Below are 14,685 nucleotides of genomic sequence, written 5' to 3' on the forward strand. Positions count from 1 at the left end.
CACCATTAACCCTTATAATATGCATAGAAATTAATTTTTAGAGGGAAGAGTGGAATGAATGAAAAAGAACAACAGAGTGCTGAGTACAACAATTGCATTATTGCTATTTTTCCTCCCTGTAACTGCCGCTTACGGGGAAGGACAATCTCAAAGCAATGATACAACGAAATTAGTTGATACATTGAGAGCCGAAAATACACCTAAACTCGAAGAAGGACAAGGCCAATCATTTTCTTATGATCCCGCTGATTACCCGCTGGTATCCGAAGGAAGCCATGCCGGAACATTGAAAGATCAATTTAACGCGGAGCACAGAATTACTTATTTGACAACTGCTGAGAATACGGATCCTGGCAAAATGGAGATTCAATTAACCTATGAATCTGATGAGCCCGTATATAAAGACGCTCTCCTTACCATTGAATTTTTTACTCAAACTGAAAATATCCTTTCCATTTTAGGAGCAGTTGACTTTGATACATACGGAGAAACGGGCTTACATTTATCTTCAATACTAAATAAAGATTTTTTTGCAGACCAGCAATATATTTTTATGAGATTGGGAGTCTCTGCTGATTACGATGACCCTTATTACTCAGATACATTACTGTTTAAAGTCGCAAATCCCTTTTACAAGCCTAGTATGGATGATCCAAATAAATTCGTGCTGGTAAGCAATGAATCGGTCGATGGAGATCTGACACAATACACCGGGCAATTTAAGATGAATAATTTTAAATTTTCCTTTGATAGAAATTTAAGCGAAGAGGCATATAAGGTTGATGCAAAAAAGCCCTTTGATTTAAGCATGAACAAAGATAAAAAAGTGAATGCCTTTTCTAAATTGTCCACCTATCAGATTGGACAAACCAAAGATTTTTGGGTGTACAATTTTGAGACAGGTGCTGATTATCAACTTAACGCGACTCTTATGTATTCAGGTGCAAAAACAAATGTCTGGGTTAACAAAAATCAGATTACTTCCCAAGAGGCTGAAAGTATCGGAAGGGAATTTGACCAAAAAATCCACCCTGCCGTCACGGATAATTTCGCAGCGGAATCAGATGTAGACAGCAATGGTAAAATCAATATCCTAACCTATGATATCCAGGACGGATACCAGGATTCAGGAGCATATATAGGGGGGTATTTCAATCCAGGGGACCTATTCGATATTCCATATTCGAACAAAACAGAAATTTTCTATATCGATACCTACCCTGCGATGGATGCTGATTTCCAAAGAGATGTAACAAAGTCATTTACAACTCTGGCCCATGAGTTTCAGCACATGGTCAACTTTAACCAAACTGTATTCATAGAAGGCAGCGAAAAACAAATGGACGTTTGGCTGGATGAAGCTTTGGCAATGGCTGCAGAACAGGTATACTCCGGCAGGGTTCTATCAGACCGGATTGATTACTATAATTATTCAAGCTCAATCGCCAATGGACATTCTTTATTATACTGGGACTACGATGGTGATGTCCTGGCAAACTATGCTTTATCCTATCTGTTCGGACAATATGTTAAAATCCAATCGAATATTGGGGATCCAGTTTTTAATGAGATTTTAACAGACAAGAATAATGACTATCTGGCAGTTGAAAATGTGATTAAAAAATACATTGACCCAACTATGTCCTTCGGCAAGTTCATGACAAATTTCCGGACTGCTTTATTGCTAAAAAAAAGTTCAGGGCTTCATGGCTTCAAAGGAATTACTGAATTTAACCAGCTGAAACCAAAGTTATACAGCGGCACATCCAAAAACCTTCGGGGCGGGGGAGCAGTAGTTAAACCCGTTTCATCACAGGACGAACTAACAATCCCTGTCGACAAAGAATCGGATATATCATATTTGTTCATCGACCTAAATGAAACTGGCGAAACGGACCTCACTCCTCCTGCTGTGCCTGTCGTATATCCGGTAAGTGATAAGGATCTTGCTGTTAAAGGAACTGCTGAACCAGGATCTGCCGTCCATGTATACAACGGCAGCTCTCTAGTTAGCCATACTTTTGCAAATAACACAGACGGAAGTTTTACAGCCAGTTTAACGGCTGCCCAGAAAGCAGGTACGATTCTAACTATCCGTTCTGTTGATAAAGCAGGCAATATAAGTGAAGCAACACAAGTAACCGTATTGGATAAAACAGCTCCAGCCGCCCCTATCGTCAACCAAGTGAGGGATTATGATAAGAAAATCAACGGGAAATCAGAGGCCGGTTCAAGAATAGCAGTAAAAAGCGGAAGTGTTGTTATTGGCAATGCCACTGTAGATCAATACGGAAACTATTCTGTAACATTAAAGTCAGCGCAAAAAGCCGGGACTAAACTCTCTGTAACCGCTGCTGATAAAGCCGGAAATATCAGTGGGACAACAATCGTTACAGTGTTAGATAAAACAGCACCAGTCAATACAATAGTAAATGAAGTAAGGGATTATGATAAGAAGATCATTGGCAAGGCAGAACCTAGTTCAAAAATTACGATCAAATCAGGTAAAAAAGTTTTAGGATACGCCATTACCAGTAAATATGGAAACTTCTCAGTCACATTAAGAGCAGCGCAAAAAGCCGGAACCATCCTATCAGTTACAGCTGCAGATAAAGCAGGTAACGTAAGCAAGCCCATCCAGGTAACAGTAAAGGATAAAACTCCTCCAGCGATGGCAAAAGTTAATGAGTTAAGGGATTTTGACAAAAAGATAACTGGGAAAGCAGAAGCGTATTCAAAAATCATTGTCAAATCCGGAAAAAATATATTAGGATATGCCAATGCCGACAAATATGGAAAGTTTACGTTAAAGTTTAAAAAATCACTTAAAGCGGGTACTGCATTAACTGTAAGTGCCAGGGATAAGTCGGGCAACGTAAGTAAGCCTGCGTATATCAAGGTGAAAGACAAAACGGCTCCTAAAAATCCAATTGTCAATAAAGTTACTTACCGCTCAACGAGTGTTAGCGGTAAGACTGAACTTTACGCAACTATTTTCATTAAATCAGGCAATAAAGTGATTGGTTCTGCAAAGGCAAGCAGAACAGGAATATACAAAATCAAAATAGCTAAACAGAAAGCAGGCAAGATTTTATATGCTTATGCAAAAGACCCTTCCGGGAATGTAAGTAAGGGAACTAAGATTGTTGTTAAAAGATAAATAAGAAGGTCAGAAAACCAGTTGTTTCCTGCCCTTCTTATTTACAAATCCAGGGTTTGCTCATACAAAATGGAGAGGGAGCGATCTTATCGCTCCCTCTCCATTTTTATCATTTTAAATATCCCTCAATGGCTTCGCAAACAGCTTGGATTTCCTCGTCGGTAATATAAGGATGCATAGGAAGGGAAAGAACGATATCACATAATTCATTGGTTACTTCAAAGTCCTTGTCCTCAAAAGGCAAATATGAGAAAGCACCCTGTCTGTGCATCGGTTTAACATAATAAATCATGCTAGGAATGCCCTGCTCTTTAAGGTGGGCTTGCAATCCATCACGCTGCTCCTTATTTTTCAGCTTGATGGTGTATTGGGCAAAACTTGAATAATATCCTTCTGGGATCACTGGCACTTCAACAAGTCCGGACAGCTTTTCATTATAAAGACGATATACCCTGTTTACACCTTCTAGCTCATGATTAATAAAGGCTTCAAGTTTCACTTTCAATATAGCAGCTTGGATTGTATCAAGCCTGGAGTTTATCCCAATCCTTACATTGTCGTATTTATCTTCACCTTTGCCATGAATTTTCAAGGATTTTAGCAATCCGGCTAACTCATCGTCATTGGTGAAAATTGCTCCGCCATCTCCGTAACATCCCAGAGGCTTAGCCGGGAAGAACGAGGTCGTGGCAGCATCCCCAAAACTGCATGCTCTTTTACCATTGATATTCCCGCCAAAACCCTGGGCGCCATCTTCTAATATTTTCAGATTATATTTCTCAGCAATTTTCTCGATCTGGCTGAAATTTGCCGGAAGACCGAAAAGGTCAACAGGAATAATTACTTTTGGAGTTAATTTTCCTTCTTCAATCGTTTTGATAATCGCTTTCTCTAATTTTAATGGATCGATATTGAAGGTTTCTCTGTCGACATCCACAAAGACAGGAGTCGCCCCTCTAAAGGATACAACTTCTCCAGTAGAAAAGAAGGTGAAATCAGGAACATAAACTGCGTCCCCTCCTTTAATATCCCATGCCATCATCAATAAAGTCATGGCCTCTGTACCATTGGCACAAGTTATGCAGTGATTCACACCGACAAAATCTGCTAACTGTTCTTCCAGCTGATTTACCTCTTTACCGCCAATGAAATTTGCATTAGAAATAACATTGAAAATGGCTGAATCAATTTCCGGCTTATATTTTTCATACTGGGCTTTTAAATCTCGAAATTCCATAAAATCAGTCCCTGTCACTTAAATGTTTTTTGCATTTGACTTCTCTTTTAAAACACCATCAAGCAGAAGGTACTCTCTACCACACTCGTTGCACTCCAGCTTATCTTTTAAGATTTCGCCGCATTCACAGGCCCAGCCTATTTGTTTAGCTGGGATGCCTGCCATTAAAGCATAATCCGCCACATCCTTGGTAACTACAGCTCCTGAAGCAATCATCGCCCATCGTCCTATTGTGTTGCCACAGACAATTGTGGCATTTGCCCCTATTGAAGCACCATATTTAACAAGTGTCCTTTTATAGCCCGCAGGTCCTTTTGGATATTTACTGCGCGGTGTTAGATCATTTGTAAAGACCATGGAAGGCCCGCAAAAAACGTAATCTTCTAATTCAACACCCTCATAGACAGACACGTTATTTTGAATTTTTACGCCATTGCCGATCTTGACATTATTTGAAACATTGACATTCTGACCCAATGAGCAGTTTTCCCCGATCTCTGCTCCTGTGTGGATATGACAGAAATGCCACACTTTAGTTCCGTTACCGACTTTTACGTTTTCATCGATATAGCTGCTTGGATGAACAAAATGGGTCATCTGTTAAACCTTCCTTTGAAATCCATGGTACTGCAATTTTCAAGAGGGAACTTGACACTTTTACCTTCTGCGGCAGATTTATAAATCGCTAGAACAAGTTCTAAAGCCCTTTTTCCGTCTTCCGCTGTTACATAAGGTTCTCTGTCATTCTGGATTGCATCAACTACGTCAGCATAAAGAGGATTATGTCCGAAACCGTATACATTCGGAGGGTTTTCCTGATATTTTTCTTTCACCTCTTCCGGGTTGTCCAAATGATCAGCAAACTGCCATTCCTCAATAAGATTGACTGACTTACCCCCTGCCTTGATTGTTCCTTTTTCCCCAAAAATATAGAGGGTTTCTTCAAGATTGGTAGGATAAATATTGGTTGTTCCTTCAACAATCCCGTAACTCCCATTCGCAAATTTAATCAAAGCAATCCCTAAGTCTTCTGCTTCAATATTCTCATGCTTTAAGTTGTCAGTCATGCCAACTACTTCAGTTATTTCATTTCCCATCATCCATCTCAGCAAATCAATGTTATGAATACACTGATTCATGAGCGCTCCGCCGTCTTGTTCCCAGGTTCCACGCCAAGGGGCTTGCTTGTAGTAGTCTTCTCCCCTGTTCCAACGGATATGGGCAGCTCCGTGAAGCAATCTTCCAAAACGGTCTTCTTCGACAGCTTCTCTAATTTTTTGAATAGATTTATTGAATCGATTTTGATGACAAGCGCTAACTTTCACATTTTTTTCTTTAGCCCGCTCAATAATCTGATCCGCTTCTTTAAGTGATAAAGCAATTGGTTTCTCAATAATCAAATGGCTTCCCGCTTCAATGCAATCCAATGCAATTTGGCCATGATTTCCGCTCTCAGTACAGATCGCAATCAAATCCGGCTGCTCATTCTTCAAGAGCTCATGATAGTCTGTATACTGAGGTGTAGATGATGGAAGGTTGAATTTGTTTATTTTATCCTCTATATTCTCTTTTACTATGTCACACAATCCTACGATTTCCAGATTATTTTCTAAAGCAGCTGCGATATGATTGGGAGAAATTCTCCCACAACCAATCAATGCAAATTTCAAGCTCATATCAAATCCTCCTATATTGGTAAAATGAACGTTTTATTTTTCAATTCCTTCGGTTTTTAATGGATTTGCACCACAATACTTCATTGCTTGATATTATCGTCTGATAACATTTATATCGCTATCGAATATTAATTATATAATGTTACGCACCAGCATGTAAACAATATCGCGAATCACCGATCATGATTAGTAAGTCTTAAATGCCCTCACTTCTAAAATCATTGACACAAAGTAGGCCTTGAAATAGTTTAATATTCAGTTACTTACAGCCTGGAGGAAATTCTGCCTACATATAACTACAGAATTGATGCAGTAAAACTTTTCAGTATTATAGCGGTTGTACTCATTTATTTTTCTGCAGTATTACCCAGCAAAGACCTTGCTACAATTATTATATTTACCGTCATGCATTAGTCATATCCGTGCCTTTCTTCTTCTTGATACTTTTTAGCTTCAAAGGAATGTATTTGGCGTTCAGTTTATTATACATATTTATTAACATCGTCTTTGCTCTGCTCGATAGGCTGATACTGAAGGCTTCTTTTTTGAGATCCTTAAAAACCTATCTAGCAGTTTTTCAATTGTTAACTTGCTAAACAGAACAATCGGCTCTACCATTTGTGGTTCTTAACCGAGATGGTTTTTGCGAGTTTACTAACTATCTCCTTGTATGAAGCAGGGAGATTTTTTATTTTATATAATTTTCGTATCACTTTTCCAAAATCCTATCACCTTTGCTATTGGGTTGAGAGGTAACGTTAAATTCTAAATCATGCTCCGTTTCATTAAAAATTTGATGAGGAGCAAGAGGTGGAATCTGAATGCCTTCCATGGGATGCAGCAGCACACGACCACCATTCACTTCTATTGTTGCAACACCAGAAAGGATAAAGAAGAACTGACGTGAAGACTGATGAAAATGCCTTACTTCAGAAGTATTAGGTGGCATTCGTTCTTGAATGATGCTTAAATCATTCGTTTCAACTAGGTACCAGCCATCACAATGATCACCCCATATATAATGTTTTGCATTGAACTTACTCTTCTTCATTCGTTTCTAACACCTCTAATTATGTTTAATTAGTAACATTTCTTTTTCCATAAAGAGGAAAACATCAACCTGTAAAATATTTCATATCCATGTCGATATTTCATATATAGTAGTTGATTCCATTACTATCAAGCCAAAAATTTCACAACGAGAGTGGTGTTCATAATGAATGGTTATTCGATGGCAGAATCCTTATTAGTTATGCAAAGTGAAGCGTTAAAATTCAACTTTGCTTTGCTGCATGATTCAAATATCATGAAGATGCTCCTTCCATTCGCAAAAGAAAAAATAAGTGGAAGCAGCAAGTCTGAGATTATGGAAATGGTAAAGAAGGAGGCAGATAAATATCGCTATACTCCTGTTAACCATGTTAGGCGTAATCTCATTCTTGAGCTTTCAAATATCTACGGGATTCCTGACCGAAGACTAAAAACCAGACAGGATGCTGCAGAGCAATGCGATAGAATTATCCAAGCAATGTATTCGCAAATGGTGCAAAACAATAAAAAATTCGCAGTTTTTTTGCATGCCCATACAGAAAAAACCAAATTAGAAAAAATCATTACATTTCAAATGTATAGCCTAATTGATTCTATTAGCGGAAAGCAAATGACAGCTGCGCAAATGAAACAAGTTGGCGATTCTTTAGAGGATTTTTTAACGGACCTTCCCGAACAACAACAGAAACAGGTTGCAGACAAACTTGGTATCAATCATATAACCAGTCAAACAATGCAACAGTTAATTGCAACAAACGGGACAGCAGCCGTTTTTGCCGTTATTGTCCAAGTAGCGGGATTTGCTTTTTACACTACCTTAACCTCTGTAGTGGCAGGAATATTCGGCCTGGTAGGAATAACTCTCCCCTTTGCCGTGTATGTAACTTTAACTTCTGCCGTTGCCGTTTTGACCAACCCACTGTTCATTATACCTGTACTTCTGATTGGAGGTGGAGGCTTACTCAATTGGCAGAACGTAAAAATGAAAAAAGCAATTGCTCCTGTTGTATTAATGCAAATCATGGTTATGGGAGACCAACATGCCGAGGCTAAATGGGAAGCATTTTTGGATGAATAAATCTCAATGGGAACTATTCGTTCATTTTTGGGAGAATGGGAAATATGAGGAAGCTGTAGAGGTACAACTGGAAAGTGAGCCACGGGGTGGCTTAAATGTTGTTGACAAGCTGTTTCGATCACAAGGAATAAACTCTTCTGCAACTATCGCAGGTTTCTCCTTTATGGATATTCTATATGATTATTTCATGATTAACCCAGCTGTAATGGACGCTATTGATTTTGCAAGAAGTGAGGATTTAGCCAGTTTTTTTACTTTCCAGCAATTTGCGGCAGGTTTTGATTTTGACAACGCCGGGGAGTTAACTAGATTAAAAGGTTATACAGCAGAACAATTAGTAGCTTTAGAGTTACAAGGGAAAGGGCATGACGTCAGCTTCCCTGAAGCTTCTAACCAAGCTGGTTTTGATTTAATCGTTGATGGACAACCATTTCAAGTTAAATGTCTTGGCACACCAGGAGGGGTCTATGAACATTTTCGGGCTTACCCTGATTTACCTGTATTAGTAAATCGCGAATTGATTCCATCACTTGCTGATCACCCTCTGGTTTATGGGACAGATGTTTCCAACCAAACTGTAGAAGTAATTACACGATCGACTCTTAAACATGCAGCAGAATTTACGGAACTTGATATCCCAATGATTACTCTGGGAATTTCTAGCCTTACTAATGGTTATAAGGTAATCAGAGGTGGAATCAGTACACGAATAGCCGGTCTAAATATTGCAAATGAAACTGCTGCCAGAGGCGCTGGTGCTCTGGCAGGAAAAGGTATCGGTTTAGTTTTAGGTCCTCTATTTGGCCCTGCAGGTACAGTAGTTTTGCCCATGATGCTTGGTATGGCAGGAGGCTATAGCGGCAAAAAGCTGACAAAATACATTAAGCAGCTTTATACACAAAAGGAACGTGATTTGGTATTTAATCACTTAGGAATTCTGATTGGCAAAGTACTACAAGCATTTCCTAAAAAAGAAACAATTAAAGAATCCAAATTCCAAGAAGCTAATACTCTTATAAAAAAACACCCTACATTGCGATTCTTAACGGGGGCATTCACAGAGAAACATAAAGAAAAACTGGCCTATTTAATTAATAAAAAGCAGGAGTTAAACAACTATCAGGAAAAAGTCAAACAACAAGCCATAGACTTAGAATCAGATGTACCCCATATTCTCGATACCATTCTTAAAAGCCAGGTTCACCCTTCTCTTTTCCAGAAGGAATTAACAACATTCGGAGAAAGCTATAATAATTTAAAAAAGATATAAAACGACTAGACTTTGATGCCAATCCCCTTTAAGCAGGCCTTCAAGAAAGATATACGAAGAACCTAACTTTGAGGGGAATACTTTTATATTCTGAGAGACAATGATATTCAATTGTATAATAGAACTGATGATTCCAAGTTCTAATACCTACTCTTCCGATGAACATGAAGCAATTAGGTTTTCTGCCCACTTAACAATTTCAGGATTACCGCTGATAAATAGCTCCTGATCCCCCATTCCTCTTTGCTGGACTTCTAAGGTCCCTTTATTAGTTTCATTCCATAGAGAAAAGCCACATTTAAAGCTACCTCGTTCACTTTTAAAACATGCTGGCAGCTCCCATAAGGACCTCTTTTTTGATCCTTTCTTTGTAAGTACCAGCGATTCATCATAATCAAAAACACCCCACCCAGCTTTATCCTTGTAGGTAGAAAATTTTCCAGTTGCGGTGTAAATAGCATTCCTCTTTTGGTCATAATCAGCCCTATCTCTATAATGAGGATGATACTTCACCCAGGAAGGGATCGTATGGATGCTATTCAGATCATACACTTCTTCTACTTCCAGATATCCATAAATCATATGGATATTTGGAGCATTTTGTCTATATACCCAGGATCCATTGACTCGCCAGGCTTCTTTAAACCATCCAAAGAAGAGAAAAATATCACCTTTACCTACGTTTTGATTTCTCAAGTTTGCCTGTGAAGTCCCACTCTGCCCAAATGTCCCCCTCCATTCAGATGGTCTATGAACAATAATTGACCGCCTAATATCCGGATCCACATGTCCTTCCAAATGCCCCTTGATTCCTAAGTCCTGCATAATCTTCAAGTAGCTTTCAGTCTCGGAAAATGTTAAATTCCTATAAAAATCATTGGATCCTGCAAGAGGAATCGGTAATGACATAAGCCTATCACCAAGAATTGGGCTAGGTTTCCCTCCAGAACTACTATCAAACCCTTTCCTGCTTAGTATCACTTTTCTCACCACCAAACCATCTCCATCTACTTCGAATCTGTTTTTTCAATGATACTAATTCGGTATAAAATGTCATAATCCTTTCCTTAATATTAGGACAGATCATAAAAGTTCTAGCTTCTTGTAACCACCTATAGCGCTGTAATAAAACTTCTATCCATCGCTTAAGAATAGTTTTGGGTTATGTTAGTAGGGTGACTATATTTTTATAGGGCAGAAACATTCTATTTTACGGAGTATCAAATACTCCACCTAAGAAAATGAAGGAGCCAGATAAATTAAAAAGAAAGATAAAACTCTTTATTTAAAATCTTCAAGTCTGAAATACCACTTACCTTTCGGATACAACCGACACAGCCAGTTAACATCATCCGAATAGTGTTTACGAGAAAAAATGATTCATGATTGAGTAAACCAGAACATATAATTTTAAGACAAGCTCCTCCATTTTTAGTATTAAAACTGGGAATTTAACAGTTTATATCACTGTGTTTTGTCTACTATTGTCATAGATTCAAGATATTTGAGGATAAAAAAGGAAGTTATTTTGAAGGTTATTCTTTTAAAAAAGGGGAATAATAATTAAAAAAACGGTCAGGAAGTGATTGTATGAACCGTGAGGGAAACTTTGCATTAGGTTTTTCATGGGGGATCTCACTAAGTATACCGCTTTGGATTTCTATAATTGGTTGGATTAAACTGCTTCTAAAAGTGCTATAAATTTGATTAGATAATATACTTGCCCCAGATGAAAACTTACATCTGGGGCTTTTTGATTTAAATCATAATTAACGTCTAGTTATGTTTATGGAACTCCCACGCGGTCTTAATAATTTCTTTCAGGTTCCGCCTGGCCTTCCATCCCAATTCTTTGTTTATCCTTTCAGATGAGGCAACCAACCTTGCTGGATCACCCGGACGCCTTTCGCTAATGACGACATTCGCGTTTTTACCAGTAACCTTTTCGCACATGTCGATGACTTCTTTAACGGAATAGCCCTGACCATTTCCGAGATTATACGTTGCTGTTTTATTTTTGCCATCCAGCAATGATGTAAGGGCAAGAATATGGGCCTCTGCCAAATCAGTGACGTGGATATAATCGCGGATGCAAGTTCCGTCCGGGGTATCGTAATCATCACCAAATACAGAAATTTGGTCCCTCTGCCCTAACAAATGTTGAAGGATGATAGGGATTAAGTGAGTTTCCGGATCATGTTTTTCACCGATTTTCCCTGATACATGTGCACCAGCGGCATTGAAGTACCTTAAGACAACATAATTCAATCCATAAGCGGAAGAGAAATTCTCTAAAATGCGTTCCACCATTAATTTTGACTCACCATAAGGATTGATTGGATTTGTCGGAGTATTTTCCTCAATGATATCAACGCTTGGAATGCCATATGTGGCAGCAGTTGAGGAAAAGATAAAGTTCTTTACATTATACTTAAGCATTACCTTTAACAATGTTAATGTTGCAGCGACATTATTTTGATAGTATTTTAACGGGTCCTTCACCGACTCACCAACCAGGCTATTAGCAGCAAAATGCATGACAGCTTTAATTGGGTACGCAGAAAACACCGCTTCTAAATCTTCTTCATCTCCAAGATCACCCAGGATAAAGACTGCACGAGAATCAACTGAATCCTTGAATCCAGTCGATAAATTATCTAAGACGACTACTTCTTGTTTTTCTACTAATTCTTTTACTAGATGACTCCCAATGTAGCCAGCACCGCCAACAACTAAAATCATATATTTTCTCCTTATGATAAAATTTCTTTCACCTTCGACATTACCGTTTTCTTCAAACCTTCTAGTTTACTTTGACTGGCTTGAAGTGTTTCAGCCTTCACTCCAAAGTAGAATTTAGCTTTAGGTTCTGTACCTGATGGACGCAGGCAAAACCAGGAACCGTCAGCTAAATGATATTTAAGAACGTTGAATTTTGGCAGTTCAATTTCGCTTATTGTTCCCATTTCAAGCTTTTCACCTTTTAAATAATCTTCAACAGTTACTACTTCAATTCCTGCCATCTCTTTTAAGGTTTCTTCCCGGAAATAATTCATAAGCTTTACGATTTTCTCTGCTCCATCCTTCCCTTTAAGGGTAATAGATTCCAGGTCCTCTTGATAAAAAACGCACTTATCGAAAAGCTCCAGTAAGCCTTCATACACCGTTTTTCCTTCTGCTAATCAGACTTAAAAATTTCTATGTTAAAAACCCCCTTCTCTAAAGAAGGGGGTTCATTTATCCTAAATCAGCAGTTTGAATATTCTTCTGCATTAATCGATTCTCGGCCAACAGAATCATAAATCACCTTTGCCTTTGCAGCATCTTTAAGCCTGTAGCAGTTCCTGCCATCCAACACAATAGGCGTCTTCATCAATTCAGCATACTTGGTTAAATCAAAGTTTTTCACTTCATCCCATTCGGTAAAGATAAAGCATACATCTGCATCCTTGATGGTATCCTCGATGGTTTCGCAGTAGGTCACATCATCAGGATGAAGCTTCTTAAAGTTTTTGGCACCAACCGGATCCCATGCTTTAACATTTGCTCCATCTTCCAGCATAAGAGGAATGTTCACCAGTGTCGGTGCTTCCCTTAAATCATCTGTTCCTGGTTTAAATGTAAGACCAAGAACGGCAACATTTAAATCCTTGAAGCTATCAAAGTATTTACGGGATTTTTTAATTAGCTTAAGCTTTTGATTTTCATTGACATCAATCGCTGCCTTTACTGTCTTTAGTTCATAATCATGAAAGTTCGCCAGCCAGTGAAGCGCTTTTGTATCTTTCGGGAAACAAGAGCCTCCATAACCGATCCCTGCATTCAGGAAGCGATTTCCTATTCGTGTATCGTATCCCATTCCAAGTGCTACATCTTCAATGTCCGCTCCGATGATTTCACAAAGGTTGGCAATTTCATTGATAAACGAAATTTTCAATGCCAGGAAGTCATTTGAGGCATACTTGATCATTTCGGCACTCTTTCGGTTTGTTACGATGATTGGAGCATCAAAGCCTTTATATACTTCTCTTAATACCTTACCAGCAAACTCTTCTTCAACACCTACAACGATCCTTGATGCATGCAGCGTGTCTTTGACTGCTGAGCCCTGAGCCAAGAATTCAGGATTGGAAGCAACATAGACATTCACATCATTCTTCAGGCTGCTTTTAATGATTTCTTCAATCTTATCATTTGTGCCGATCGGTACAGTTGACTTCACGACCACTACACAATCTTTTTCAATGCTTTCCGCAATTTGTTCCGCCACTCCATATACATAGGACAAATTAGCAGAACCATCCTTTTTCTCAGGAGTTCCAACACCAATAAAGATAACATCGGCATCTTTATAAGCCTGCTGGTAGTCCGTCGTAAAATGAAGCTTCTCCATGTTTTTCTTCATCAACTCTTCAAGGCCTGGTTCATAGATAGGGGAGACTCCATCGCGCATAAGAGCCACTTTGTCTTCATCTATATCTACACAAGTAACAGAATGGCCATTTTCCGCCAGGCAGACTCCTGTAACCAAACCTACATATCCCGTTCCTGCAACTGCTATTTTCATCATTATTCACCTTCAATACAAAATTAGATTGCATATTTCGTCATCACTCTTCATATTTTAATGAATTATGACTAAAAAATACATTATAAAATATTATCTAAAAAGGAATAGAGGATACTGTTAATATTCCCACCATTTCGTCGAGTGGGTTACTGAATGTTTTTCTGTACACATACACAGATTCCTTAATCCAGTCAATCGATGTTTCCTCCACGTTATATTTCTGAAATACACTCCAGCTCATTGTCTCACATAATTCAATTTTTTTCAGGTATTTGAGTGTGAACAACACTTATGACCGTTAAAATTCTTATTTCATATAAAAAGTAATCATTACTATTAATGAAAATAAAATTGAGATGATAAGTCCTATTTTACTAGCGGATGTTTTGTTTTACAATTGGGGAACTTATATATGTAGTTGTTAGCAGACTAAACAGAAATATTAATGGGATTGCTTATACACATTGAAAAACTATTCTATAATTATACTCTGAAATTCACTAAAAGCCCCTAAAAATCAATGATTAAGGGCTATTTAGTCAAAAAATACATTTCTATTTGTATATGAGAAATTCTAATTTGTTCATAATATATTCCAGTTCTGGCTTTTCTCCATAACTTAGATTTCAATTACTCATGATACT

11 protein-coding genes are annotated in these 14,685 nt (G+C 38.3%); 3 read left to right on the forward strand and 8 right to left on the reverse strand.

From position 1 onward, the window contains the following. The first annotated feature begins 58 nt into the window (after positions 1-58). Positions 59-3,160 (forward strand): Ig-like domain-containing protein, encoded by a 3,102-nt coding sequence (locus tag RH061_RS21255; protein ID WP_311072753.1) that lies wholly within the window; start codon positions 59-61, stop codon positions 3,158-3,160. Positions 3,161-3,269: 109 nt separating this feature from the next. Here the strand turns inward: RH061_RS21255 and RH061_RS21260 are convergent, their stop codons facing one another. The 4 genes from RH061_RS21260 to RH061_RS21275 all read right to left on the reverse strand — a co-directional run bounded on the left by RH061_RS21260 (position 3,270) and on the right by RH061_RS21275 (position 7,124). Next, a complete protein-coding gene (locus tag RH061_RS21260; protein WP_311072754.1) occupies positions 3,270-4,397 on the reverse strand; it encodes a DegT/DnrJ/EryC1/StrS family aminotransferase in 1,128 nt (375 codons plus the stop codon). Positions 4,398-4,415: 18 nt separating this feature from the next. Further along, complete coding sequence (locus tag RH061_RS21265; protein ID WP_311072755.1) at positions 4,416-4,994, reverse strand: N-acetyltransferase; 579 nt, start codon at positions 4,992-4,994, stop codon at positions 4,416-4,418. Beyond that, the gene (locus tag RH061_RS21270) at positions 4,991-6,073 is read right to left on the reverse strand and encodes a Gfo/Idh/MocA family protein (RefSeq protein WP_311072756.1); all 1,083 of its coding nucleotides are present in this window, start codon (positions 6,071-6,073) and stop codon (positions 4,991-4,993) included. The genes RH061_RS21265 and RH061_RS21270 overlap by 4 nt, the downstream gene beginning before the upstream one ends. A 709-nt stretch (positions 6,074-6,782) precedes the next feature. Continuing rightward, positions 6,783-7,124 (reverse strand): cupin domain-containing protein, encoded by a 342-nt coding sequence (locus tag RH061_RS21275; RefSeq protein ID WP_311072757.1) that lies wholly within the window; start codon positions 7,122-7,124, stop codon positions 6,783-6,785. Between the two features lie 165 nt (positions 7,125-7,289). On the opposite strand from RH061_RS21275, the gene RH061_RS21280 reads away from it, so the two are divergent. After that, complete coding sequence (locus RH061_RS21280; protein ID WP_311072758.1) at positions 7,290-8,201, forward strand: hypothetical protein; 912 nt, start codon at positions 7,290-7,292, stop codon at positions 8,199-8,201. After that, complete coding sequence (locus tag RH061_RS21285) at positions 8,194-9,471, forward strand: PDDEXK-like family protein (RefSeq protein WP_311072759.1); 1,278 nt, start codon at positions 8,194-8,196, stop codon at positions 9,469-9,471. The genes RH061_RS21280 and RH061_RS21285 overlap by 8 nt, the downstream gene beginning before the upstream one ends. A gap of 147 nt (positions 9,472-9,618) precedes the next feature. On the opposite strand, the gene RH061_RS21290 is transcribed toward RH061_RS21285, so the two are convergent. The 4 genes from RH061_RS21290 to RH061_RS21305 all read right to left on the reverse strand — a co-directional run bounded on the left by RH061_RS21290 (position 9,619) and on the right by RH061_RS21305 (position 14,041). Further along, positions 9,619-10,464 carry an Nmad3 family putative nucleotide modification protein gene (locus RH061_RS21290; RefSeq protein ID WP_311072760.1) on the reverse strand — a complete coding sequence of 282 codons (846 nt, stop codon included), beginning with the start codon at positions 10,462-10,464 and terminating at the stop codon, positions 9,619-9,621. 783 nt (positions 10,465-11,247) lie between these two features. Continuing rightward, positions 11,248-12,213 carry a UDP-glucose 4-epimerase GalE gene (galE, locus tag RH061_RS21295; RefSeq protein WP_311072761.1) on the reverse strand — a complete coding sequence of 322 codons (966 nt, stop codon included), beginning with the start codon at positions 12,211-12,213 and terminating at the stop codon, positions 11,248-11,250. 11 nt (positions 12,214-12,224) lie between these two features. Further along, complete coding sequence (locus tag RH061_RS21300) at positions 12,225-12,635, reverse strand: hypothetical protein (protein WP_311072762.1); 411 nt, start codon at positions 12,633-12,635, stop codon at positions 12,225-12,227. Positions 12,636-12,718: 83 nt separating this feature from the next. Continuing rightward, positions 12,719-14,041 carry a UDP-glucose dehydrogenase family protein gene (locus RH061_RS21305; protein ID WP_311072763.1) on the reverse strand — a complete coding sequence of 441 codons (1,323 nt, stop codon included), beginning with the start codon at positions 14,039-14,041 and terminating at the stop codon, positions 12,719-12,721. Between the last annotated feature and the right edge of the window lie 644 nt (positions 14,042-14,685).

It is taken from the genome of Mesobacillus jeotgali (genome assembly GCF_031759225.1).
GTDB lineage: Bacteria > Bacillota > Bacilli > Bacillales > Cytobacillaceae > Mesobacillus > Mesobacillus jeotgali_B.

What these genes read in the sequence shown, in the direction of transcription:
- RH061_RS21255 (WP_311072753.1), top strand. Translation starts at nt 59, where the DNA reads ATGAAAAAGAACAACAGAGTGCTGAGTACAACAATTGCATTATTGCTA.
- RH061_RS21260 (WP_311072754.1), bottom strand. Translation starts at nt 4,397, where the DNA reads ATGGAATTTCGAGATTTAAAAGCCCAGTATGAAAAATATAAGCCGGAA.
- RH061_RS21265 (WP_311072755.1), bottom strand. Translation starts at nt 4,994, where the DNA reads ATGACCCATTTTGTTCATCCAAGCAGCTATATCGATGAAAACGTAAAA.
- RH061_RS21270 (WP_311072756.1), bottom strand. Translation starts at nt 6,073, where the DNA reads ATGAGCTTGAAATTTGCATTGATTGGTTGTGGGAGAATTTCTCCCAAT.
- RH061_RS21275 (WP_311072757.1), bottom strand. Translation starts at nt 7,124, where the DNA reads ATGAAGAAGAGTAAGTTCAATGCAAAACATTATATATGGGGTGATCAT.
- RH061_RS21280 (WP_311072758.1), top strand. Translation starts at nt 7,290, where the DNA reads ATGAATGGTTATTCGATGGCAGAATCCTTATTAGTTATGCAAAGTGAA.
- RH061_RS21285 (WP_311072759.1), top strand. Translation starts at nt 8,194, where the DNA reads ATGAATAAATCTCAATGGGAACTATTCGTTCATTTTTGGGAGAATGGG.
- galE (WP_311072761.1), bottom strand. Translation starts at nt 12,213, where the DNA reads ATGATTTTAGTTGTTGGCGGTGCTGGCTACATTGGGAGTCATCTAGTA.
- RH061_RS21305 (WP_311072763.1), bottom strand. Translation starts at nt 14,041, where the DNA reads ATGATGAAAATAGCAGTTGCAGGAACGGGATATGTAGGTTTGGTTACA.